At 42.1% G+C, this 24078-nt stretch carries 15 protein-coding genes; 10 read left to right on the top strand and 5 right to left on the bottom strand.

All coding sequences use genetic code 11. The features are described 5' to 3' along the window. Window position 1: 1 nt before the first annotated feature. Both BBP83_RS02260 and BBP83_RS02255 read left to right on the top strand, forming a co-directional pair. Window positions 2-1072 (top strand): OmpA family protein, encoded by a 1071-nt coding sequence (locus tag BBP83_RS02260; RefSeq protein ID WP_068885780.1) that lies wholly within the window; start codon window positions 2-4, stop codon window positions 1070-1072. 1 nt (window position 1073) lies between these two features. Further along, entirely contained in the window at window positions 1074-3950 is a 2877-nt protein-coding gene (locus BBP83_RS02255) for a DUF11 domain-containing protein (protein ID WP_068885779.1), read from the top strand. A 58-nt stretch (window positions 3951-4008) separates the two neighbouring features. Here BBP83_RS02255 and rsmB read toward each other — a convergent pair whose 3' ends face one another. Together rsmB and fmt are read right to left on the bottom strand one after the other, a co-directional pair. Then, a complete protein-coding gene (gene rsmB, locus BBP83_RS02250) occupies window positions 4009-5316 on the bottom strand; it encodes a 16S rRNA (cytosine(967)-C(5))-methyltransferase RsmB (protein ID WP_068885778.1) in 1308 nt (435 codons plus the stop codon). Then, window positions 5316-6275 (bottom strand): methionyl-tRNA formyltransferase, encoded by a 960-nt coding sequence (gene fmt / locus BBP83_RS02245; RefSeq protein ID WP_068885777.1) that lies wholly within the window; start codon window positions 6273-6275, stop codon window positions 5316-5318. The genes rsmB and fmt overlap by 1 nt, the downstream gene beginning before the upstream one ends. Window positions 6276-6841: 566 nt before the next feature. Here fmt and ilvD (BBP83_RS02240) point away from each other — a divergent pair. The 4 genes from ilvD (BBP83_RS02240) (at window position 6842) to BBP83_RS02225 (ending at window position 12629) form a co-directional block, all read left to right on the top strand. Continuing rightward, entirely contained in the window at window positions 6842-8671 is a 1830-nt protein-coding gene (gene ilvD, locus BBP83_RS02240) for a dihydroxy-acid dehydratase (RefSeq protein WP_068885776.1), read from the top strand. Between the two features lie 612 nt (window positions 8672-9283). Then, on the top strand, window positions 9284-10969 hold the full coding sequence (gene ilvD, locus BBP83_RS02235) for a dihydroxy-acid dehydratase (protein ID WP_068885775.1): 1686 nt from the start codon (window positions 9284-9286) through the stop codon (window positions 10967-10969). A 69-nt stretch (window positions 10970-11038) separates the two neighbouring features. Next, on the top strand, window positions 11039-12361 hold the full coding sequence (locus BBP83_RS02230; protein ID WP_068885774.1) for a hypothetical protein: 1323 nt from the start codon (window positions 11039-11041) through the stop codon (window positions 12359-12361). Next, entirely contained in the window at window positions 12342-12629 is a 288-nt protein-coding gene (locus BBP83_RS02225) for a chorismate mutase (RefSeq protein WP_068885773.1), read from the top strand. The genes BBP83_RS02230 and BBP83_RS02225 overlap by 20 nt, the downstream gene beginning before the upstream one ends. Window positions 12630-12840: 211 nt before the next feature. Here the strand turns inward: BBP83_RS02225 and BBP83_RS02220 are convergent, their stop codons facing one another. The 3 genes from BBP83_RS02220 to BBP83_RS02210 form a co-directional block, all read right to left on the bottom strand. After that, window positions 12841-14145 carry a solute carrier family 23 protein gene (locus tag BBP83_RS02220; RefSeq protein ID WP_068885960.1) on the bottom strand — a complete coding sequence of 435 codons (1305 nt, stop codon included), beginning with the start codon at window positions 14143-14145 and terminating at the stop codon, window positions 12841-12843. A gap of 297 nt (window positions 14146-14442) precedes the next feature. After that, window positions 14443-17127, bottom strand: coding sequence for a phosphoenolpyruvate carboxylase (gene ppc / locus BBP83_RS02215; RefSeq protein WP_068885772.1), 2685 nt, complete (start codon window positions 17125-17127; stop codon window positions 14443-14445). A gap of 139 nt (window positions 17128-17266) precedes the next feature. Continuing rightward, on the bottom strand, window positions 17267-17890 hold the full coding sequence (locus BBP83_RS02210) for a TetR/AcrR family transcriptional regulator (protein WP_068885959.1): 624 nt from the start codon (window positions 17888-17890) through the stop codon (window positions 17267-17269). Between the two features lie 149 nt (window positions 17891-18039). Here BBP83_RS02210 and BBP83_RS02205 point away from each other — a divergent pair, with 149 nt between their 5' ends. The 4 genes from BBP83_RS02205 to dnaJ all read left to right on the top strand — a co-directional run bounded on the left by BBP83_RS02205 (window position 18040) and on the right by dnaJ (window position 24023). After that, window positions 18040-19146 carry an efflux RND transporter periplasmic adaptor subunit gene (locus tag BBP83_RS02205; protein ID WP_068885771.1) on the top strand — a complete coding sequence of 369 codons (1107 nt, stop codon included), beginning with the start codon at window positions 18040-18042 and terminating at the stop codon, window positions 19144-19146. A gap of 8 nt (window positions 19147-19154) precedes the next feature. Beyond that, window positions 19155-22289 carry an efflux RND transporter permease subunit gene (locus BBP83_RS02200; protein ID WP_068885958.1) on the top strand — a complete coding sequence of 1045 codons (3135 nt, stop codon included), beginning with the start codon at window positions 19155-19157 and terminating at the stop codon, window positions 22287-22289. 133 nt (window positions 22290-22422) lie between these two features. Next, entirely contained in the window at window positions 22423-22800 is a 378-nt protein-coding gene (locus BBP83_RS02195; protein ID WP_068885770.1) for a hypothetical protein, read from the top strand. A 104-nt stretch (window positions 22801-22904) separates the two neighbouring features. Further along, complete coding sequence (gene dnaJ, locus BBP83_RS02190; protein WP_068885769.1) at window positions 22905-24023, top strand: molecular chaperone DnaJ; 1119 nt, start codon at window positions 22905-22907, stop codon at window positions 24021-24023. Window positions 24024-24078 lie beyond the last annotated feature (55 nt).

Here is a 24078-nt window from a genome sequence, read left to right as displayed (position 1 = left end):
GATGAAACTAGGTGTGATTTTACTGGCAGGTTTATTTTTGAGTCATGGTTCGGCTATTGCAGCACCGACCACTGCGCACACTTTTCAACAACAGGTGAACAGCTTATCGAGCACTTTGGCCCATTATAACAATGCTGATGCAGCAACTCGTTATCACGCTTATAAAGCGAAAATGTGGCTAAGCTATGCAGTCAATGAACATTCGGAAAGTAGTTTGACCGTGGCAGGTCAAGAAGCCATGCAACATGCACAAGGCATTGACGATGCCTTGAAAAACCATCAAGCCGTATCATTGACTACACCTGTACTCAGTGTTTCTCAGGTAATGCGTCGCGATTTATGGCAACAAGCTGAGTATTTAAAACAGCATGGAGCTTTAGAAAAAGCGCCAGAACGTTTGGCACATGCAGAAGTGATGTTGGTCTGGGCAGCTGCCGAGTATTGCGAACTGGGTTGGCGTCATGCCAAAGAGCATTTTAATGCTGCTGAGCAAGCGTTATATCAAGTGGTTGAAGCGACAGATTTAAAAGTCAAAAATATTGAATGGAACCCTGATCAATTGCCTTCATTACAACAACTCAATGGTCAAGGTTGTTCTGGTGTTAATTCGACCTATTGGCCGTTACTGAAAGAGATTGATCTGCCAGTTGCAAAAAATAGTTTAACTGTACCGAATGTGGTGCATTTTGCTTTGGATCGGGCTGAACTGAGTTTAGAAAGTCAAAAAGTGCTTGATCAATTTATTACGGTGTTCAAACAGTATCCAGAATTATCAGTCACACTTTTAGGTTATACAGATAGTCGGGCTAATCAGCATTATAACTTAAGGTTGGCACAGCGCCGTATAGATGCTGTACAAGCGTATTTGCTGACACAAGGCATTACAAAACAACGGATTCAGACTGGGGCCAAAGGTGCGACCGACTTGCAAATAGATGAAAAATTGAAACTCGCACATGCGAAAAGTCGTCGTGTGGTTCTGCAATTAAATGATGCAAGCCAAATTCAAATTGAAACACAGTGGCAAGATTTACAGCTAGAGTTAGAGCAACAGAAAGTGAAGGTGAACTGAAATGATGAAGCAATTTTTACCTCATGTTTTGGCATCTTCACTATTGTTGATTGGGGCCGTGACGCAAGCATATGCAACAGATGTCCCAGCAGATACCAATAAAGTTAAAATTCAGCGAAGTTTTGTCAATTTAAGTTTTAATCAACCTGCTCTTACAGGAACGGATACTACAAATCAATTTAATGAAAGTGCAGTTGAAGGGTGGTTAACCACGCATCCTACCCCAAAACTCATTGAAATCTGGCGAGGTAGAGGCGCTGCATCTAATACAGATTATCCTGCGTGGAATACTGCTAATACTTCGCCTCTTGTGAATCAATATGCAGAGCTAAATGCAAATGCAAGATCGGCTTTATATCAGACAGTGTGTTTGTTTAAAGATGAAGAATTTATTTGGAACTTTAGACATGCTGCTCGTTCAAGCACAAAAGAGCAAACAACGTTTTATATTGGTACGGTTTCAGCAGATCGCTTTAATTTTACGACGGCGCAAACCATAGGTTCAAGTCAAACGGTGACAAGTTTATTTGAATGGAAAAATGCAAATGCCTCAAATGCCAAAGCAAAAGTAAATGTAACGAGTGGTATTTATCAATTTATTTTTGATGCAACTAAATTTGGTTCAAATGCAACACTCGGTAACTTTATTGATGATATTCACCTTGGATTAAAACCTGCGGTTGAATTTACAGCGGCTTCTGGTAATTTTTATGAAGGTGCAGACAGCACAGAGGGTAAGCAATATTCGGTGCCATTCAATATTGTCGGGCAAATCTTAAGCCAGAGTGATATGCCAACGTTGCAATTTAAAATTGAATATCCGACAGCATATGCGCAGGCTAAAGCTGTTTATGCTACAAATTATCGCTTATATAAACAAACTGGGTCTAATTTGAATGTAGTGGATAATTTAAATTCATTAAATTCCAATAAAGTAACGTTTAGTTATACGCCAATATACAACCCTGCTTTGGATTATACCAAGGGCGTTCAAGTGAATGACTTGGTTATTAAAATTTTTGGTAATACACAAGTCAATAGTAATATGACAGTGCCTTTTGAGTTTGCGCTAGATGCAAATAGTAAGTTTGTTCCTACTGATTTAAGTACCTGTGGTAATGTCACTGCCGATGTTAAGTTTGACTTAGTCATTCAAGAAGATGATATTGACTTGGCTGTGGTTAAAACATTGAAGCCTGACTCTGTTGTTTTGAAAGATAACTTAGTGTCTTACCAATTGGATGTAGTAAATAATACGGCTGTACAAGCAGATGGGGTTTTACTTCGAGATAATTTTCAAAATTTACTGAAAGTGACCAGTGGCAATGTTGCTGATCAGACCAGCTTGCTCTGTGAGGATTTAACCAGTGGTACAAGCAAAACTTGCCCCGCGACATGGACGGATGCAAATGCATTAACTTCATTATTGAGCAATACTGCAGGTAGTGGCTTAAGCCTTGGAAATATTCCAGCGAATGCTAAATATAGATTTACAGTTCAAAATTTAAAAGTAACAGATACAGACAATACCAGTGTGGGCTATGTGGTCAATACAGCAACTGTTGAAACCACTAAGATGACTGATCTAGATTCTACAAATAATACATCGACGGTTAAAACATTATTGGCAGCAAAAAATGATTTATCAAATAATACAACTAGTGCATTAGCCACTGAAACAGGTATTGGTTTATTTAATATTGCGAAGGAAGGGCGAATAGGTACAACTGCGTTAATAACGAAAAATGCAGATAGTAGTCAAAAAGCTTATTTCCCATTGAATATTCAAAACTATAGTAATTTAGAACAAGATTATCAATTATATGCATCGAGTACATCGGTTACACCAACCCAAGCAACAGGCGATTATTCAACACTAGTTAAGGCAGGAATTACCCCATTTACATCGGGTTTAAAAATAGAATTTTTTAGTGCAAATTCAACGCAATGTACAGTCGGGATGAGTGCGAAACAAATTACGCAGTTAAAAGTTGCTGCCAATACAATTGGACAAGTTTGTGCAGTCGCAACAGTGTTGCCATCGGCTACGGCTAAAACCAATATTTGGTTTGCTATAGAATCTTTACAGTCTGGTCTAGGTGATGTAATTCTTGATGCTGTTACTACAGATCATTTATCGCAACGTTTATTGGAACTGGTGAATGGCCAGACCGCACAAGTGAGTGTGGGCGGTACTTATGTTTTTCCGCACCGTTTAATTAACCATGGCAGTGTTGAAGAAAAAAATATTACTTTTACATTAACCCCCGTCCGTGCAGATGACTTCTTATATACATTATTTCAAGACACTAATAATAATGGTGTATTAGACACCGCCGATATCATGATTAGCGAAAGCTTATCTATCCTCGCTAAGGCTGAATTGGCTCTGCTAATTAAAGTTCAAGCACCAGCAACGGCGACCAATGGCATAAGTAGCCAAGTCAAATTGGAAGCAAAACCTGATAATAGTGGTCAAAGTACTATTCTTGCCGTACTTTCAAATTTGGACAGCATCACTGTAGGGGCAAATCAGTTACAGATTCATAAAACTCAGGTGAAGCAGGCGGGATGTACTGCAATGACTGAGGCATCTGTAAAAAGTGCGACATATTCTTTGGAAAATGTGACGTTGGGCTTATCGGATTGCCTGATTTACCGTATTACTGTGACCAATACGAGTGATTCTAAACTGAATAATGTGGCGGTAAATGATATGTATCCAGCTTATACCATTCCATGGAAATCAGGTGCTGTTTTACCAATGACCAGTAGTGCAGAAGCGGTGCAAGATGATGGTTCTAAAGTTAAAACTACGTTCTCATCACTGTTGCCACAAGAACAAAAGTCGCTGTATTTTGGAATTAAAATGCAATAATTTTGTCCAATCATGACAAAAAAAGACGGCATATTTGCCGTCTTTTTTATATATTTGATTAAGCCGTTTTTGTCATACGGCAATAATAGAAACCATCACCTTGCCCTCTGCTTGGTAATAGTTGGCGACCATGGATTTGTTCAAGTCCCCAATCTGCCTCAATTTTAACTTCTTGTGCATCTGCATGCGTTGCAAAAAATTCAACCATTTGCTGTTCATTTTCTGCTTTTAAAATAGAGCAAGTTACATAAAGCAGTGTGCCACCGACTTTTAATTGCGACCACATATTTTCTAAAATTTGTTTTTGCAAAACAACCGTTTTGGCAATGTCGCTTGACTGACGGAGTAAACGAATATCGGGATGACGGCGAATGACACCTACTGCAGAACAAGGTGCATCTAATACAATGCAATCAGCCTGTTCAGGTGCTGTCCATTTCACTGCATCTGCGGTAATAATTTCAACATGTTTACCATTCAACATTAAACGTTCTAAGTTTTCATAAACACGTTTGAGACGCTTTTCATCTTGATCAAGAGCAATTAGTCTTTTTGGTTGGTACATTTCTAAAATATGAGCTGTTTTACCGCCCGGTGCTGCACATGCATCAATGACCAACTTGCCGTTTAAGTTAGGGACTAAGGTCGCACAAATTTGCGCATGTTCATCTTGAACGGAAAAACCGCCTGCTTCAAAGCCCGGTAGGCTCGGAATGTGCAAACTTTCATCCATTACAATACCGACATCAGAAATTTCACAGCGATGCGCATCAATACCTTCATCTTCTAAAATATCAAGATATTCATCACGACTGACTTGGCGTGTGTTGACGCGTAAGGTGAGTGGTGCTACTTGTTTAAGTTCATAGCTGAGTTCTGCCAGTTGATCGCCCCAGTCTTTCTTTAAACGCTTCGCTAACCAACTTGGAAGATTCGATGCATTTTCTAAAACGTCATAGAATTGTTCAGACTCACGGGTTGCGCGACGTAAAATGGCATTGACCACACCACTTAAACTCTCCATGCCCAATTGTTTTGTGGCTTCTACTGTTTCAGAAATGGCCGCATGTGCTGCCACGCGGGTACACAATAATTGGTATAAACCCACATACAAACAGGTTTCAACAATTTCGTTCTCAAGGGGTTTCGCTAATAAGGGGAGTGTGACTTGTTTTAGGGCATGCCATTGACGTAAGCAACCCAAAACCAATTCATGGTATAACGCGCGGTCTTTATCTGACACGATGTTAATATGCTGTGCCAACACGGACTGCAATGACTGACCATTTTGGACAGCCAATAACGTTTTCACAACCTGAGCACGTAAATTTAAAGTTTTACCTGAGGCATGGGGAGATGGCTTCATTATAGAGTTTGTCCAACAGTAAGTTTTTGAGTTTGATTAATTTGTACAGGGTTTAAAGGTTTGCCACCTGGCCATTGTAAACTGGTCAAGCAAATGGCTTTTTGATCGCCACAGGCCACATGAACACCTTGTTTATTCATTGCCAGCACTGTGCCAGCCGTTTGGCCTTCGGCATTTTCTACAGATAACAATGACCCCCAAACACGCAGGTTATTTTGTTCATCAAGTGGAATAAAAGCCACAGGCCACGGATTAAAGGCACGAATATTACGGTCAATTTGCACAGCGTCTAGCGACCAATCAATTTGTGCTTCAGCTTTCGATAATTTATGTGCATAGACTGTCAGCGCTTCGTCTTGGACTTCGCGGTGTTGTAAATAATGCAGTAGTTTTTCTTCAGATTCGAGTACAGTCGTAAGAGCTTCCGCACCTTGTTCTGCTAATTTGTCATGTAGGCTGGCAGAAGTATCGTGTGCTTCAATGGGGCAAAGGGTCTTGTACATCATGTCACCAGTGTCTAAACCCGCCGCCATTTTCATAATGGTCACACCAGTTTCGGCGTCGCCCGTGGCAATTGCACGTTGAATAGGTGCAGCCCCACGCCAGCGTGGCAATAAAGAGCCATGAATATTTAGGCAGGCAAACTTAGGTGTGTCTAAAACCACTTGAGGTAGAATTAAACCATAAGCGGCTACGACCATTACATCTGCGTTTAAATCGGCAAGTTCTTTTTGAGCAGTCAAACCTTCTTCAGTGGACGATTTAAAATGTAAGGGTTGATAGACAGGCAAGCCATGTTCGAGAGCCAATTGTTTGACAGCTGATGCTGTTAATTTTTGCCCACGTCCTGCTTTACGGTCAGGCTGGGTATAGACCGCAACAATTTCATGTTCTGTTTGTAGCAATGCTGATAAAGCAACAGCTGCAAATTCGGGTGTACCCGCAAAGACAATTTTCACACGAATGACCTGAAAATAAATTGCAATTATACCTTATATCGGTTTTTTGAGTTCATTTGACTAATTAATAAAAAATAATCAATTTATAAGGTGCGTTGGGGGCATAAGAAAAAATGATGCAACTGTTCAAGGTACAGTGGCTGGAACAAATTCAATACAGTCGCTCTGGTACTAAAAATTGTATTAAAACGTTGTGTGAATGTTATTTTTGATCCTGAATTATTCCTAAAAAGAGGAGTATCTAATAAAAGCTGTGCTCTTTTTTGTTAGTTTTCATAAGATAAAAAAAAATTATGCAAATTGTAAAAATTATTCATGAAAGTTTTGTATTGAATGCTGATTGATAGCGTTATAGTGGTTTTATTAAATGATTTTTGCAGGTAGATCATCGAATTTACGTTCAAAATACATTCATTGTTTTACCTTGAAAAATTAGCTCAAGTTAAAACAATGACTTAAATTATGATATGTTTAAAATTCGACTGATTTATGCTCTCAATCAGTAAAATTTAGCCAGAGCAAACTTATATATTTGGCTCAAGCTCCTATTTTGTTGGAATAAAACAATGCCTGACTATCGTTCAAAAACATCAACACACGGAAGAAATATGGCTGGCGCACGCGGTTTATGGCGTGCCACAGGAATGAAAGACGAAGATTTTGGTAAACCAATTATTGCCGTGGTCAATTCATTTACCCAATTTGTTCCGGGCCATGTGCATCTTAAAGACCTTGGCCAATTGGTGGCACGTCAAATCGAAGCGTCAGGTGGTGTAGCCAAAGAATTCAACACCATTGCGGTGGATGATGGGATTGCGATGGGGCATGACGGCATGCTGTATTCATTGCCTTCACGTGATTTGATTGCAGACTCAGTCGAGTACATGGTCAATGCCCATTGTGCAGATGCCATGGTCTGTATTTCTAACTGTGACAAAATTACCCCGGGCATGTTGATGACAGCAATGCGTCTAAACATTCCAGTGGTTTTTGTCTCTGGCGGGCCGATGGAAGCGGGTAAAGTCAAAATTCGTGGCAATGAACACGCGATTGACCTTGTCGATGCAATGGTTGTTGCAGCCGATGACAGCTTTACAGATGAAGAAGTTGCGGCATATGAACGTTCAGCATGTCCAACCTGTGGTTCATGCTCAGGTATGTTCACTGCAAACTCAATGAACTGCTTAACTGAAGCTTTGGGTTTATCGTTACCAGGCAATGGTTCAACCCTTGCAACGCATGCCAACCGTCAAAAACTTTTTGAACGTGCAGGCCAGCTGATCGTTGAAATTACCAAACGTCATTATGAACAAGACGACTACAGTGTTTTACCACGTTCAATTGCCACCAAAGCAGCCTTTGAAAATGCCATGACGCTAGATGTTTCGATGGGCGGTTCAACCAATACGGTATTGCATTTATTGGCAGCAGCACATGAAGCAGAAGTCGATTTTACCATGACCGACATCGACCGACTTTCGCGTAAAGTTCCTGTGCTGTGTAAAGTTGCACCGGCAAAACAAGACGTACACATGGAAGATGTGCATCGTGCTGGTGGTATTATGTCCATTTTAGGTGAGCTTGACCGCGCAGGATTATTAGATACGTCAGTACCAACCGTACATGAAAAAACCTTAAAAGATGCTTTGGACAAATGGGACATCATCCGTACTGAAGATGCCGACGTGTATGAGTTCTTCCGTTCAGCACCGGGTGGCGTTCCAACGCAAACGGCATTTTCACAAAATCGTTATTACCAAACTTTAGATGGTAACCGTGAATCAGGTGTGATTCGTAACGCAGCCAATGCTTTCTCACAAGACGGTGGTTTGGCGGTACTTTACGGCAACATCGCGTTGGATGGCTGTATTGTAAAAACAGCAGGGGTTGATGATTCAATCTTGAAATTTAACGGTACAGCACGGGTTTTTGAAAGCCAAGATGCTGCAGTGGAATCAATTTTAGCGGGCAATATTGTTGCAGGCGACGTGGTTGTCATTCGTTATGAAGGTCCACGTGGTGGTCCGGGGATGCAAGAAATGTTGTATCCAACCAGTTATTTAAAGTCGAAAGGTTTAGGCAAAGACTGTGCCTTACTGACGGATGGTCGTTTCTCTGGTGGTTCATCAGGTCTGTCTATTGGTCACGTTTCGCCTGAAGCGGCTGAAGGTGGTGCAATTGGTTTAGTTGAAGATGGCGACCGCATCGAAATTGATATCCCAAACCGTACCATTCATTTGGCTGTAGATGAAGCAACCATGGCTGCACGTCGTGTTGCACAAGAAGCCAAAGGTTGGCAACCTGCTGAACAGCGCCCGCGTAAAGTATCTAAAGCTTTAAAAGCCTATGCCAAGCACACCACCAGTGCTTCAAAAGGTGCGGTACGTGAAATCTAAGTTCTAGATTTTTTAATAAAAGCACTCCTCATGGGGTGCTTTTTTTGTTTTAAGGTGTTGGATCAGCACGGCAAGTAATGAAGATATTCATTTAATTACCGGATATAACCTTCGGTTCGACCTGCCTTGCGAAATATATTTCTCATTTGGCAAAATGAGAAGCGAAGCTTCGCAAGGAAACCATCTTACGGAGCATTGTTCCTCACTGCAAAATTCGTCAAATACCAACATTTTTTAAGTTAATCACAGAAACATTAAATATTAATTTTAGTCCTGCCTCGAACAGTTGCAGATGGTCTTGTAGCGTATCAAATATCATAAATGACTTTTGTGCTACAGAGGGGAAATAATGGATGTTCCCTCTCCTTTTAAAAGGAGAGGGCTAGGGAGAGGATCTATATGGAAAAAACCTTCATCCTCTTGCGGAGCATGCTCCTCATCCCAAAGAAAGAAGATACTTTCAATATTCATTTTATGAGTGATTTAGTGATCATTTTGGATTTTCGAAAGAGGTTCACTATGTTGCGCTGTCTTATTTCTATACAATCAAAAGAATAATAATTCGCCATGACTTTATTTAAATCAAAATAAGTCTAAGCCACGGAGCGCTTCATGAGTAAAGATAATATCCGCGAACATTCAGCACCTGTTTACGATGGTATTGAAAATGCACCTGCACGTTCAATGATGCGTGCTACAGGATTTAACGATCAAGACTTTACTCGTCCCTTTATTGGTATTGCATCGACTTGGGCCAATGTCACGCCGTGTAATATGCATATTGATGGTCTTGCCCGTGAAGCCGAAAATGGTGTCAATAGAGCAGGTGGCAAAGGCATTATTTTCAATACCATTACCATTTCAGACGGTATTTCTAACGGTACTGAAGGCATGAAGTATTCATTGCTTTCACGTGAAATTATTGCAGACTCTATTGAAACTGTGGTGGGTTGCCAAGCCTATGATGGAGTGATTGCCATTGGGGGGTGCGACAAAAACATGCCCGGTTGTATTATGGGATTAGCACGACTAAACCGCCCAGGCCTGTTTATTTATGGAGGTACCATTAAACCGGGTGCAGGCCATACCGACATGATTTCAGTTTTTGAAGCCGTCGGACAACATGCCAAAGGTGAAATCAGCGCCATTCAAGTCAAGCACATTGAAGAGGTGGCATTGCCGGGACCGGGGTCTTGTGGAGGCATGTATACGGCCAATTCGATGGCTTCTGCCATTGAAGCTTTAGGTATGAGCTTACCGGGGTCATCGGCGCAGGAAGCTGTTTCTGACGAGAAAAAAATCGACTGCCTCCGCGCGGGCGAAGCGGTGATGAATTTACTGCGTTTAGACATTAAACCGCGCGATATTATGACCAAAGCAGCATTTGAGAACTCCATTAAAGTGCTGATTGCTTTGGGTGGTTCGACCAATGGTGTGCTACATTTAATTGCTATGGCACACACGGCAGGGGTCACATTAACTTTGGATGACTTTGTTCGTATTGGTAAAGACATTCCAGTGGTGGCAGACGTGCGCCCTTCAGGTAAGTATTTGATGTCCGAATTAATTGCCATTGGTGGTATTCAACCGTTGATGAAACGTATGTTGAACGCAGGTATGCTTGATGGTACCTGTATGACTGTTACAGGCAAAACTTTGGCAGAAAACTTAGCCGAGGTTGAGGACTATCCAGCAGGGCAACAAATCATTTTACCTTTTGATGCACCGATTAAAAAAGATTCGCACTTGGTGGTGCTGAAAGGCAATTTGTCACCTACAGGCGCCGTGGCGAAAATTACCGGTAAAGAAGGTTTGTTCTTTGAAGGTTCTGCGCGGGTATTTGAAGGTGAACAGGGCGCAATGCGCGGTATTTTAGATGGCGAAGTGCAAGAAGGCGAAGTGGTGGTGATTCGTGGTGTTGGGCCAAAAGGCGGGCCGGGTATGCCAGAAATGTTAAAACCAACGTCTGCCATTATTGGTAAAGGGCTAGGTCAGTCTGTTGCGCTACTCACGGATGGGCGTTTTTCAGGAGGGAGTCATGGTTTCGTTATTGGTCATGTCACACCTGAAGCTTATGAAGGTGGGCCAATTGGTTTGGTCCAAAATGGCGATAAAATTTCCATTAATGCCGAAACCCGTGAACTGACTTGGCATGTTTCCGAACAGGAAATAGCCACACGTAAAGCTGCTTGGGTGAAACCAAAACCCAATTACACCTATGGTGCCTTAGCCAAGTTTGCTAAATTGACCTCAGGGGCAGAGAAAGGGGCAGTTACGGATCTGGATTTAGATGTATAATTGATCATTCTCTAACATATTGCTAAGAACCCTTGTCGTATTGCAAGGGTTTCTTTCGAGGCCAATCTCATGTCACTGTTACGCCGTTGGTTTGATCCACTCCGATCGAGCTGGTTTTATCAAAAACCAATTCGTCAAGCGGTGTTACCGACGGACAAAGGCTTAAGTATTTATTTGCGCCTAGATGATGTTTACAGTTATTTGGCTGTACAGCAGTTACCGCAACTGGAAGAAATCCTCAGTGACGAGCTAAAACCATTACAAGTCATTATTTCCAGTCAGACGGCAGAACCTCCCAATTTTATGTCTGCTGTAGAGTGGCAACAATATTGTTTAAACGATGCCAAAATTTTATCGAAACAACATCGTTTTAGTTTTCATGAAACCCCAGAACAACCTACGCCAGAAGCCTTACAACAAGCTGAAACCATTCTGCGAAATACTCCCTTACGTGGTCAAGATTTTCTGTATTTGCTAGAAGATGTTTTTCATATGCTTTGGCAGAAGCAGTATGGCAAATTACGTACTTTACATGCCATGGCCAGCCGTCATCATAAACCGCAAAATTTCCCAGAACGTATTTTTAACCAAACCCCCGTGCTGGTTAGTTTTTTTGAATTTGGCGAACGTAAATATTCTGCAGTAGATGATTTATTGCGGTTAACCCGTCGTTTAAAACAGCAAAAATTATTGACCGATAATCCGATTTTTCTGATTAATCATATTGAATGGCGTGAACATGTCATTAGTGATGCAGAAGAATTAAATGAAATTCAGGCTTTAGATCCTGAGCTAGATTTATATATTGCCTTAGAAGATCCAGTGTCTTGGTTGTTGTTGGCTTATATTAAAGAAGAATTGGCCGATTATTATAATATTCAGCTGAATGTTTATCCGCTGAGTTATCACGGTCGAGATTTATTTGATTGGAGTTTGGCAACACGGTTATCGAAACGAACTGAAGTTGCATTTACGCCTTTTTGTCGTCCGACCGAAACTGCGACACAGAACATGGCGCAACTGTATTACAGCGTGCCTGAAGAACAGCGCATTGAAGCGATGTACCAAATTTTGCAGGCCGTTTGGACACAAGGTAAAGATCTTTCTTATAAAGCGCATTTTCAGCAGCTACAACAAGCCTTGGACGTGCAGGAACTGAGCACAGCAGATGTGAGCGCAAAATTAAAAGAAAATGATATGCATTGTGAAATGAAGTCCCAACCCGATTTTCCAGTACTGGAATTGCGGATAGATGGCCAAAGCTATGTATTCAATAGCTTATATCGTGTTTGGATGATTGAAAGTATTTTCAGTAATGTGTTAGAAGAGAAGTACAAGACTGAAAACATAACTGAAAGTGAATTAAGAACCAATGAAAAAAGAAAAAGTTGAGTCATTAGAACAAGCGCGTGAGCAGATAGACGCAATTGATCACGCCATTATTGAACTGATTGCAACACGTCAGTTTTATGTCGATCAAGCCGTTCGTTTTAAGCATTCGGTTCAAGATGTTCAGTCTCCAGAACGCGTTGAGAGCGTGATTAGTAAAATCCGTTTGTTAGCGACAGAACAAGGGGTCAATGAAGATATCGTAGAGCGTTTATACCGCGATATGATTCATCATTTTATTCAGCGTGAACTGAAAGAAATTCGTCCTTAATTACATTTTGTGTAGAAATGACATGGAATCCGTACTTATCAGCTTTGAGTGATAATGCCGACAGGTTACTCGTATCAACCATATTTAAACCAGTCACAGGTCAAATGAACCTAAGCGAATTGGAATAGTTTTATACAATACTGACTGATCTTGCAGAACATTCATGCATAAAAAAGCAGCCTTTCGACTGCTTTAATCTTTACAACAGAATTTATTCTGATTTATCGGCAAGGCTAAAGAACCAATTGAGAATCAGTGCTGCAAACGTTGCAGTACCAATGCCACCTAAGTTAAAGCTACCAAATTGCAGGGCAAAGTCGCCTGTACCTAAAATAATCGTGACTGCAGCCACCATTAAATTTTTATTTTTAGAGAAATCGACTTTGTTTTCAATCCAAATTTTAGCACCGGCAATGGTAATTAAACCAAATACGACAATGGATGCACCCGTTAAAATGGCACTGGGAATGGTATGAATCACTGCACCGAATTTAGGAGAAAGACCTAAAAATACAGCAAAGAGGCCCGCAATGACAAAGACAATGGTCGAATACACGCGAGTTACTGCCATCACCCCAATGTTTTCACCATAGGTGGTCATACCAGGGCCACCAACACCGCCAGACAATGTGGTTGCAATACCATCTGCGACAAAGGCTTTACCAATATGCGGGTCTAGATTTTCACCTGTCATAGCACTGACCGCTTTAATATGGCCCAAGTTTTCAGCCACTAAAATTAAAGCAATTGGGGCAATAATCAGCATGGCATTGGCATTGAATGCAGGCGCATGAAATTGTGGAATCCCGAACCAAGTGGCTTGTTGAATAGGCACAAAATTAATAGCAGTGCCGTAGCCCATCACATTCGATACGATAAAGTAAATGAAATATGCCAGTAATAAGCCAACCAAAAGCAAGAGGCGTTGTAGCAGACCTTTGGTAAACACGGCAATTGAGCCCATGCAGAGTACTGTGACCAATGACATCCACATATTGAATGGGTTGCCCATTACGCTTTTCACGGTCACTGGTGCAAGGTTAAGACCAATAATCATGACGACAGCACCAGTCACGACTGGTGGCATGAGCTTCTCAATCCAGCGCGTACCTGTTGCCATCACAATCAGGCCAAAAATGGTGTACAAAACACCACAAGCAATGATCCCACCGGCTGCCATGGCAATATTGGCATTCGGTGCGCCCGTACCTGAGGCTGCATAACCTGTTGCCGCAATAACTACTCCAATAAAGGCAAAACTTGAGCCTAAGTAACTTGGAATACGGCCACCGGTCATAAAGAAGAACAGAATGGTACATAAACCTGACATTAAAATGGCCAGATTGGGGTCAAAACCCATTAAAAATGGTGCAAGAACAGTGGCACCAAACATGGCAAAAGCATGTTGTATGCCTAATACAGCACTTTGTACTGGCGGAAGATACTCATTCGTGCCTACAGGGCGTGCATCGATACTGCCGTCATACGGGCGCCATTGGGGAAACCAACTGGACATAAAATGAGCACTCAAAAGATAAATTGTGCACATCATACGCTTCTTTTTTACAAGATTTAATCACTACAATAAAAAAAACAGTCAAACTAATTTACTGAATTTTCATTATTTTTTACCTTATGGTAAATTTATTTTGTTTTAAAAGTGGTGTTAAATCAGTCTCTAATCGTAATTGGTTCTTGCTGATGGTTCTTAAATATTTCTGATTTAGCTTATAAAAAAAATATTTATTTTGGAATAAATGGTTAATAAAAAAGCGCACCTTAAATGATGCGCCTTTTATTTGACTTGAGGTGTTTAGCCTGTATTACGTAAGCCGGCTGCAATTCCTGCAATACTCACCATGAGCGCATGATCGACAGGGGTATTTTCTGCCTGACATTCGGCTAAATAGGCGCGTCTGCGTTTCATCAATTCAGCTTGTAATAAATGTAGTGGCAGTAAATACGGTTTTCGAACTTTCATAGACTGGTCGAGTACATCATTACTACTGAGCAATTGTGATTCGCCTTTTAGGGCCAATAAGGTTTGCACGGCATCTTTCAGGCGTTGGCGTAATTCTTCGCCCAATGCTTTTAAGTCCTCATCTTGTGTCAAATGCGATTCGTAATATAACGCCACATGACTGTCAGATTTTGACAAGACCATTTCCAACATATCAATTAAGGTTTGGAAATAAGGCCATTGTTGCAACATTTCATCTAAGGTATTTTTTTGCCCTTGATTGATAACTTGATTAATGGCCGCACCTGTACCCAACCATGCAGGAAGCATCAAGCGAATTTGAGTCCATGCAAATACCCATGGAATCGCCCGTAAAGATTCAATCCCACCACTGACTTTACGTTTGGCAGGACGTGAACCTAAAGGCAACATTTGCAATTCAAGTTCTGGTGTAACGGTACGCAAATATTTCACAAAATGTGGGTTTTCACGAACTGTTTGACGGTAAACCTGTACCGAAAGGTCGGTCATGCTGTGCATCAACTTGCGCCATTCTGCTTTGGGAACAGGTGGGGGCAATAATGTGGCTTCTAATGTGGCGGCAGTATAAATTTCTAAATTTTGTAGGGCAATGCCTTCTAAGCCAAATTTAAAGCGAATCATTTCACCTTGTTCAGTCACACGGATGGCACCTGAAATTGAACCAGGTGGTTGTGAAAACAGGGCTTGCTGTGTCGGTGCGCCACCACGACTGATAGAGCCACCACGACCATGGAACAAGGTCAATTGTACGCCGTATTTTTTTGCAACATCGGTTAAGTCTTCCTGAGCACGGTACTGGGCCCAGTTGGCAGACATGAAACCTGCGTCTTTGGCCGAGTCCGAATAGCCAATCATAACTTCGTGTTTACCCTGAATATGCTGTTTATACCAGTGCATACTGAACAGAGTATTCATGGTACTGGCGGCACCATCTAAATCTTTTAAGGTTTCAAATAAAGGCACTACTCGAAGTGGATGCTGAATACCGGCTTCTTTTTGTAGCAACAACACAGCCAAAACATCACTTGGATATTCCGCCATAGAAATAATATAGGCCCCTAGACTTTCAGTCGGTTGCTCTGCCAAGGTACGCATGGTCGCAAACACTTCTTGTACATCGGGATGTTCAATCAGGCTTTGTTTAGGTTCCTTCAGGAATTTAGGCAACAGCGGGCGTTTACTTTGCAATTCTTGAAGCAAGAAGTTTTGACGTGCTTGTTCAGTCCATGTTTCAAAGTTGCCCAGACCTAAGTATTCGGTAATTGCTGAAATGGCCTGACGATGGCGCCCCGATTCTTGACGGATATCCAGTTTGAGCAATTCAATGCCAAAGCAGTTCACGCGGTGAATAAAGTCCAGCAATTTACCATTGGCAATTTCAGGTAAATTACAGTCTATAAGGGAGCGGTAGCAGAGCAATAACGGTTGTAGCAATTCATCTTTGCTTTTGATGACCTGACTTTCATCGGCATCTACACCACGCAGTTTTTCAGACAGCCAATGGCGAGTCGCCTTTAAGCGTTGACGCGTGTCACGTAAATATTCACGGTAAGGTTCAGCATGTGTTTGGCCTAAAGCATTTTTTAATTCTGCACTACATTGCTCAAGTGATAATTCCCAACGCAAGTCTTCAATATCACGCACATATAAATCGGCTGCTTTCCAGCGCGATAACCACAGCACTTCTTGGGTAATGTCATGGGTCACATTCGGGTTACCATCACGGTCACCGCCCATCCATGAGGCAAAGCGCACAGGCGCAACATTGAGGGGTAAAGCCTGACCACAGTGATCTTGCACCATGCCATCGAGTTCACGCATGAACTTAGGCACTGCATTCCACAAGGTTTGTTCAATTGTGGTAAAGCCCCATTTGGCTTCATCGACAGGGGTTGGGCGATGTTGACGAATTTCGTCGGTTTGCCATGCAGAGCAGATCAATTGTTTTAGGTCTTGTAGTACCGCTTGGCGTTCTCGTGGCGTGAGTTTTTGTTGATCCATTTTAAATAGACAGTCATTAATGCCGTCATATTTTTGAATCAAGGTACGACGACTAACTTCTGTTGGATGTGCCGTCAGCACCAATTCAATTTTGAGTTCACAAATTTGTTGATAGAGGATGTCGGAAGAAATCTCATGATCTTTAAATTTTTGAAATAAGTGATCGAGCGGATTTGGAGAGGGCGCTTGCTCATCAAATTCACTTTGACGACGACTGCGCACCACATGGTATTGCTCGGCAATGTTGGCAAAATTCAAAAAGTGCGTAAATGCGCGGGTCAGTGGCAGAATTTCATCATCTTCTAAACTTAAAAAAAGTTGTTCGAGTTGTTTTTCTGCTTCGACTTGACCATCACGTGCACCTTTAGAAAGTGCACGAATTTGTTCAACCTGATTAAACAAATCTTGTCCAGCATGCTGTTTGAGGGTCTCGCCCAGCAAATTGCCCAGTAGGCGCACATCGTCACGTAATGGAGCATCAATTTGTTGAATCATTTTTTAGCACTCTCCGTTGTCCTTTATTTGACTATACCCTGAATCTATGACTGTCCGAGTAGGCACAGACAAAAGTCGGATTCAGTTTGCTTAGAAAATAGCACAGCTTATGCCACATTCAGTTGTAAACAGAGATTTTTTAAATGAAAGCAGTTATTTCATAACGCAGTAGAAACAGCTCAATACTGTCCTGAATAATCTGTTGTCGTTCGGCATGATTTGGAACGTTTCGAATCCCCATCAGGACTTCATGATGGCGCAGACCCAGCAGGAGTGAAAAAATTAGCATGGTTTGAGTGCGCGGTACATCTGCACGAATAAATTTAAGCGAAATCGCTTGTTCAAAGAAATTTTCCCATAAATTACAGAGTTTCTGATGGGATGCATTATAAAATTGCTGTGCCAATGGGTTCTGTTGCGAAGCCAATTCGAGCAATAGATATTCCATTTTTAATGCTTCAGGCAAATTCACAATATTTAAAGACAATTCACAAGCATGGTACAAAGCGTGTAAAAAATTGCTGTCAGCGCTTAAATGAATGGGCTGGGCGTTAATCAGTTTGTCACAGGTCTCTGCAATGGCTGCCATAAACAGGCTTTCTTTGTCCTGAAAATGGTTATACACCGTTAGCTTGCTGGTATCGGCTTTTTGCGCAATTTTATTCATGCTACAGCCATGATAACCACATTCTAAAAACAGCATTTTGGCTGCCTCTAAAATACGCTTACGTTTTTCTAAGTCTTTTGGACGTCCAGCATTCATGTGCAAAAAAATTCCAAAAATGTCATTAAGGTCATTGATTTTATCTAAAATTAACAATTAATGTACCGCATGGTTTATTAATTAAAAAACAATCAATTTAATACAGCCTATTTTGCCCTAAAAATCAGATTTAAATAAGAGCGAACTTCATGAGCACGATAAAGACCGCCACGGCCAGTATGATCATTGTTTGCTGTGTGACCCTCTGGGGATGCAGCAAAGATGTTGCGGAAACCGAACAACCACCTTTTGTGATGGTGGCTCAGCCAAGTAGCAGCCATAATGAACAAAAAAGCTATGCAGGCGAGGTACAAGCGCGTCAGCAAACCGCTTTAGCTTTCCGTGTCGCTGGTCAAGTGACTGAACGTTATGCCGATGTGGGTGATCGCGTGAAAGTCGGTCAAGTCTTAGCTAAGCTTGATGTGAAAGATGCACAATTACAGCTCAATTCTGCACGTGCTCAATTAGACAGTGCTCAGTCTGCGGCTAAGGTCGCCACAGATGAATTAAAACGCTTTCAGCAATTATTGCCAATTAATGCAGTCAGTCGCTCACAGTATGATGCCATTAAAAATCAATCTGATGCAGCACAAGCCAGCTTAAAGCAGGCGCAGGCAAATTATGATGTGTCATCTAACCAAACAGGTTATAACCAATTAATTGCCAATAAAAATGGGGTGATCACACAGCGCGATATAGAAATTGGGCAAGTGATTGCGGCAGGGCAGGCAGCTTATCAGTTGGCCATTGATGGTGAGCGTGACGTGGTTATTGGCGTGCCTGAACAAGCTGTATCGAGTATTCAAGTCGGGCAAAATGCATGGGTCACGTTGTGGTCAGCACCAGAACAGAAGTTTGCAGCCTATGTCAGAGAAATTTCTCCAGCTGCCGATCAATCACGAACCTTTAGTGTCAAAGTCGCGTTAAAAGAAGGTCAATCTGCCATTCAATTGGGACAAAGTGCCCGAGTCTTCTTCAATCAAAATATTCAAAATGTATTAAGTGTGCCACTTTCCAGCGTTTCAGCAGTCAATAATCAAGCCTATGTGTGGGTCGTGAATCCAGATCAAACCCTACATAAAGTGAATGTGACGTTGGGGGCATATGGCCGTGACAGTGTTCCAGTATTAAGTGGTTTAAGTGCAGGGCAGTGGGTCGCGGTGGGAGGGGTACATTTGTTGCGTGAAAAACAAAAAATTAAACCGATTGATAAAGAAAACCGCGCGGTGACTGTGCAACAAGGGGCAGGCCGATGAGTGGATTAATGAAGTTTAATCTATCGGAATGGGCCCTTCGAAATAAAGGCTTAGTTCTGTATTTGATGATCTTGTTGGGCATTGTTGGTATATTTTCTTATGCCAAATTGGCGCAAAGCGAAGACCCACCTTTTACTTTTAAAGTCATGGTGATTCAGACCTATTGGCCGGGGGCAACAGCGCAAGAAGTGTCGTTGCAAGTGACCGATAAAATTGAAAAAGAGCTGATGAGTACAGGCACGTACGATAAAATCATGGCGTATTCGCGTCCGGGTGAATCTATGGTGATGTACATGGCCAAAGATTCGCTGAAATCAGCGCAAATACCCGATGTTTGGTATCAGGTACGTAAAAAAGTTGGTGACATTAAAACTCAGTTACCTGCTGGGGTTCAGGGGCCCTTTTTTAATGATGAATTTGGCGATACTTTTGGTAATATTTATGTCCTGACAGGCAATGATTTCGATTACGCCACCCTGAAAGAATATGCAGACCGCTTACAATTACAACTACAACGTGTCAAAGATGTCAGTAAAGTCAATTTAGTGGGTTTGCAAGATCAAAAAATTTGGATTGAAATTTCAAATACCAAAGCGGTGCAATTGGGTGTACCTGTTACCGCAATTCAAGAAGCGCTCTCTAAACAGAATAGCATTAACAATGCAGGATTTTTTGAAACAGGTTCAGACCGTATTCAACTTCGGGTCAGCGGTGCTTTACAAAATATTGATGATTTGAAAAAAATGCCTTTGCTGGTGGGCGACAAAACCATCCAACTAGGCGATGTTGCTGAGGTTTACCGTGGTTTTAGCGAACCTGCGCAACCGCGTATGCGCTTTATGGGCGAAAACGGCATCGGTTTGGCCGTCTCTATGCGTAAAGGCGGTGACATTATTGCCTTAGGTAAAAATTTAGAAACAGAATTTCAAAATTTACAGAAAACGTTACCTTTGGGCATGGAACTTAAAAAAGTCTCCGATCAGCCTGTGGCGGTGCAACGCAGTATTCATGAATTTATTAAAGTACTTGCTGAAGCGGTCATTATTGTACTTTTGGTCAGTTTCTTTTCTTTAGGTTTTAGAACTGGCTTGGTGGTGGCATTGTCTATCCCATTGGTACTGGCCATGACTTTTGCGGGCATGAATTTATTTGATGTTGGGCTACATAAAATTTCTTTGGGTGCCTTAATTTTAGCGCTCGGTTTATTGGTCGATGATGCCATTATTGCTGTCGAAATGATGGCGATTAAAATGGAGCAGGGCTACAGCCGGATGAAAGCGGCGGGCTATGCGTGGACCAGTACCGCATTTCCAATGCTGACAGGAACATTAATTACCGCAGCTGGATTTTTACCGATTGCGACGGCAGCCTCAAGTACTGGCGAGTACACACGTTCTATTTTCCAAGTGGTGACCATTGCTTTAATGGTGTCTTGGGTGGCTGCGGTACTTTTTGTGCCTTATTTGGGCGATAAATTATTACCCGATTTTAACCATGCTCCGCAGAAAGCGCCGTGGTATCAGCGCCTGATTGCACGATTGCGCAAACAACCTGAACCTCAGCCCGTAATGCATGCTGTCGGAGAGCATTTTGACCCTTATCAAACCAAATTTTATCAAAGCTTCCGTAAAGTCGTAAATTGGTGTCTGAGCTATCGTAAAACTGTAATTGCCATTACTGTGGGGGTGTTTGTACTGTCTGTGGCCATGTTTAAACTGGTGCCTCAACAATTTTTCCCACCGTCTAACCGTGCAGAAATTTTGATTGATTTAAAATTAGAAGAAGGCGCTTCACTGACTGCCACTGAAAATGCCGTGAAAAAAGTGGAACAGTTCCTGTCTAAGCAAAAAGGCATTGATAACTATGTGGCTTATGTCGGTACGGGCACCCCACGTTTTTATTTGCCGCTTGACCAGCAGATGCCACAAGCCAGTTTTGCTCAGTTCGTGGTTTTGGCTTCATCTTTAGATGATCGCGATGAGATTCGTCAATCGCTCGATCAGCAAATTCGTCAGTTATTGCCTCAAGTGCGTACGCGGGTTTCGCTATTGGAAAATGGCCCACCAGTTGGTTATCCATTGCAATATCGAGTCTCTGGTGAAGACGTGGCCATCGTACGCCAACAGGCGCAGCAGGTGGCTAAGTTGCTCAGTGAAAACCCAAATACCACCAATGTTCATTTAGATTGGGGCGAACCGAGCAAAATTATTTCACTGGATATTGACCAAGACCGTGCTCGTCAAATGGGTGTCAGCTCACAAGATTTAGCCAATTTCCTGAGTAGTTCAATTACTGGGGCGACGATTAATCAATACCGTGAAAAGCGCGAGTTGATAGATGTACGCCTGCGTGGTGATCAGGCAGAGCGCTTTGATGTGGAATCTTTAGCCAGTTTATCGGTGCCCACAGCCAATGGGGGCACATTGCCTTTGGCACAGATTGCCACCATTCATTATAAATTTGAAGATGGCTTGATTTGGCATCGTAACCGTTTGCCAACCATTACTGTTCGCGCAGATATTCGTACGCATTTACAACCTGCAAGTGTCGTGGGGGAGTTAGCTGAAAAAGTTGCGCAATTGCGTGCCCAGCTTCCCAATGGTTATTTGGTTGAAGTTGGAGGCACGGTAGAGGAATCTGCCAAAGGCCAAGGTTCAGTCAATGCAGGCATGCCTTTATTTTTGGCTGTGGTCTTTACTTTGTTGATGATTCAACTGAAAAGTATTTCTCGCTCATTTATTGTATTTTTAACCGCACCTTTAGGTCTCATAGGGGTGGTTTTATTCCTACTGTTATTTAATAAACCTTTTGGTTTTGTGGCCATGTTAGGCACCATTGCGCTGTCTGGCATGATTATGCGTAATTCGCTCATTTTGATTGATCAGATTGAGCAAGATATTGCCGCAGGGCAGAATCAGTGGGATGCCATTTTAGATGCCACCGTACGTCGTTTCCGTCCTATTATTTTGACGGCATTGGCTGCCGTGCTGGCCATGATTCCACTGTCACGCAGTATTTTCTTTGGCCCGATGGCCGTTGCGATTATGGGTGGACTGATTATTGCGACCTTGTTGACACTCTTTTTCTTACCCGCTTTATATGCACAGTGGTTTAAGGTGAAAAAAAATCAACAGAATGCATAAAAGTGTCATAATATCGGGTGCGAAATATTATTTTTTTTAATATAGTAGCACCTGATCTTGATTGATAATTTTAATAAGCAAGTCACTGCAGACATTTAGTCATTTTGGAGCAGTGTATGGGGTTAAATAAGACATGACGACAGATAACCTTATCAAGTATCGCCGCTATATTGCGATTTCTTATGTCTTCATGTTTCTTGCGCTGTTTACAGTCATCAGTGGCGTATTTGCCTACTGGTTTGCCCGTAAAGTGAGTCAGATCGATTCGACAGAAGTCTGGATGCAGGCTCAAGCCTTTTGGGTCATGCGCGCCATTGTGATCTACAGTATTTTGGCTTGCTTTGCAGCACTTTGGTTTATTCCTTTATTTTTCTACTATTGGGACACCTATTTATGGGTGACTAGTTGTACGGTTGCAGGTGTGATTTTTTCTTGTATCGCCTTCTTATATTTACTCAATACTTGGATTAAAGGCATCACTAAATTTTTTAAAAATAAAGCGGTTTTTTAATTCTACTCACTTTTTTTGAGTATTCCCCTTGTAAAACTGGGTTTAACCCCAATTTCACTCCACAGTTAATTATTAAACAAATTCTGTGAGGAGCATCGCCTGACATGGCTAAACGTGATTATTATGAGGTTTTGAGCGTCGCTAAAACCGCTAGTGATGATGAAATTAAAAAAGCCTACCGTAAGTTGGCGATGAAGTATCACCCAGACCGGAATCCGGACAATCCTGAAGCTGAAGAAAAATTCAAAGAAGCTGCCGAAGCTTATGAAATTCTTTCTGACAGCGAAAAACGTAGCATGTACGACCGTATGGGCCATCAAGCATTTGAAGGCGGTATGGGCGGTGGTGCAGGTGGCGGTTTTGGCGGCTTCAGCGCAGAAGATATTTTTAGCCAGTTTGGCGATATTTTTGGTGGCGCATTTGGCGGTGGCGGTCGTGGTGGTCAACAACGTGCGCGTAGCGGTTCCGATTTACGTTATGTTATGGAACTGACGCTAGAAGAAGCAGTCCGAGGCGTTAAAAAAACCATTACGTTTACAGCACCTGCACCGTGTGATGCATGTGATGGCCAAGGGTCTAAAAACCCGAAAGATGTGGAAACCTGTAAAACCTGTCATGGCGCAGGTCAAGTGCGTATGCAACAAGGTTTCTTCTCTGTACAGCAAACTTGTAGCACCTGTCGTGGTCAAGGCAAAATCATTAAGAACCCATGTGGCAAATGTCATGGTTCTGGTGTTTCAAACCGTCAGCAGACCCTTGAAGTCACCATTCCAGCGGGTGTGGATAATGGCGACCGCGTTCGTTTAAGTGGTAAAGGTGAAGCGATTCGTGGTGGTCAACCAGGCGATCTATACGTCGAAGTGGTTGTGCGTGAGCATGAAATCTTCCAGCGTGATGGTGCAGATTTATATATGGATGTCCCAGTGAGCATTGCCGATGCGGCTTTGGGCAAAGAAATTGAAATTCCAACACTTGAAGGTCGTGTAAGTCTTAAAATTCCTGAAGGCACACAAACCGGCAAAATGTTCCGTTTGCGTGGCAAAGGGGTAAAACCCGTGCGTACCAGTATGCAAGGTGACTTACTGTGCCGTATTGTGATTGAAACGCCTGTAAATTTGACTGCACGTCAACGTGAATTACTCAAAGAATTGCAAGAAACGATGGATGGTGAAGACAGTAAATCTTCTCCAAAGAAGAAATCATTTTTCGGTTTATTTGATTAAGTCATTTCCCTTCTATAAAAAAAAGCCTGCATATGCAGGCTTTTTTTTATTGTCG

It is taken from the genome of Acinetobacter celticus (genome assembly GCF_001707755.1).
GTDB classification, from domain to species: Bacteria; Pseudomonadota; Gammaproteobacteria; order Pseudomonadales; family Moraxellaceae; genus Acinetobacter; species Acinetobacter celticus.
Note: the sequence above shows the minus strand (reverse complement) of the source record. Positions and strands in the feature narration are given on the sequence as shown.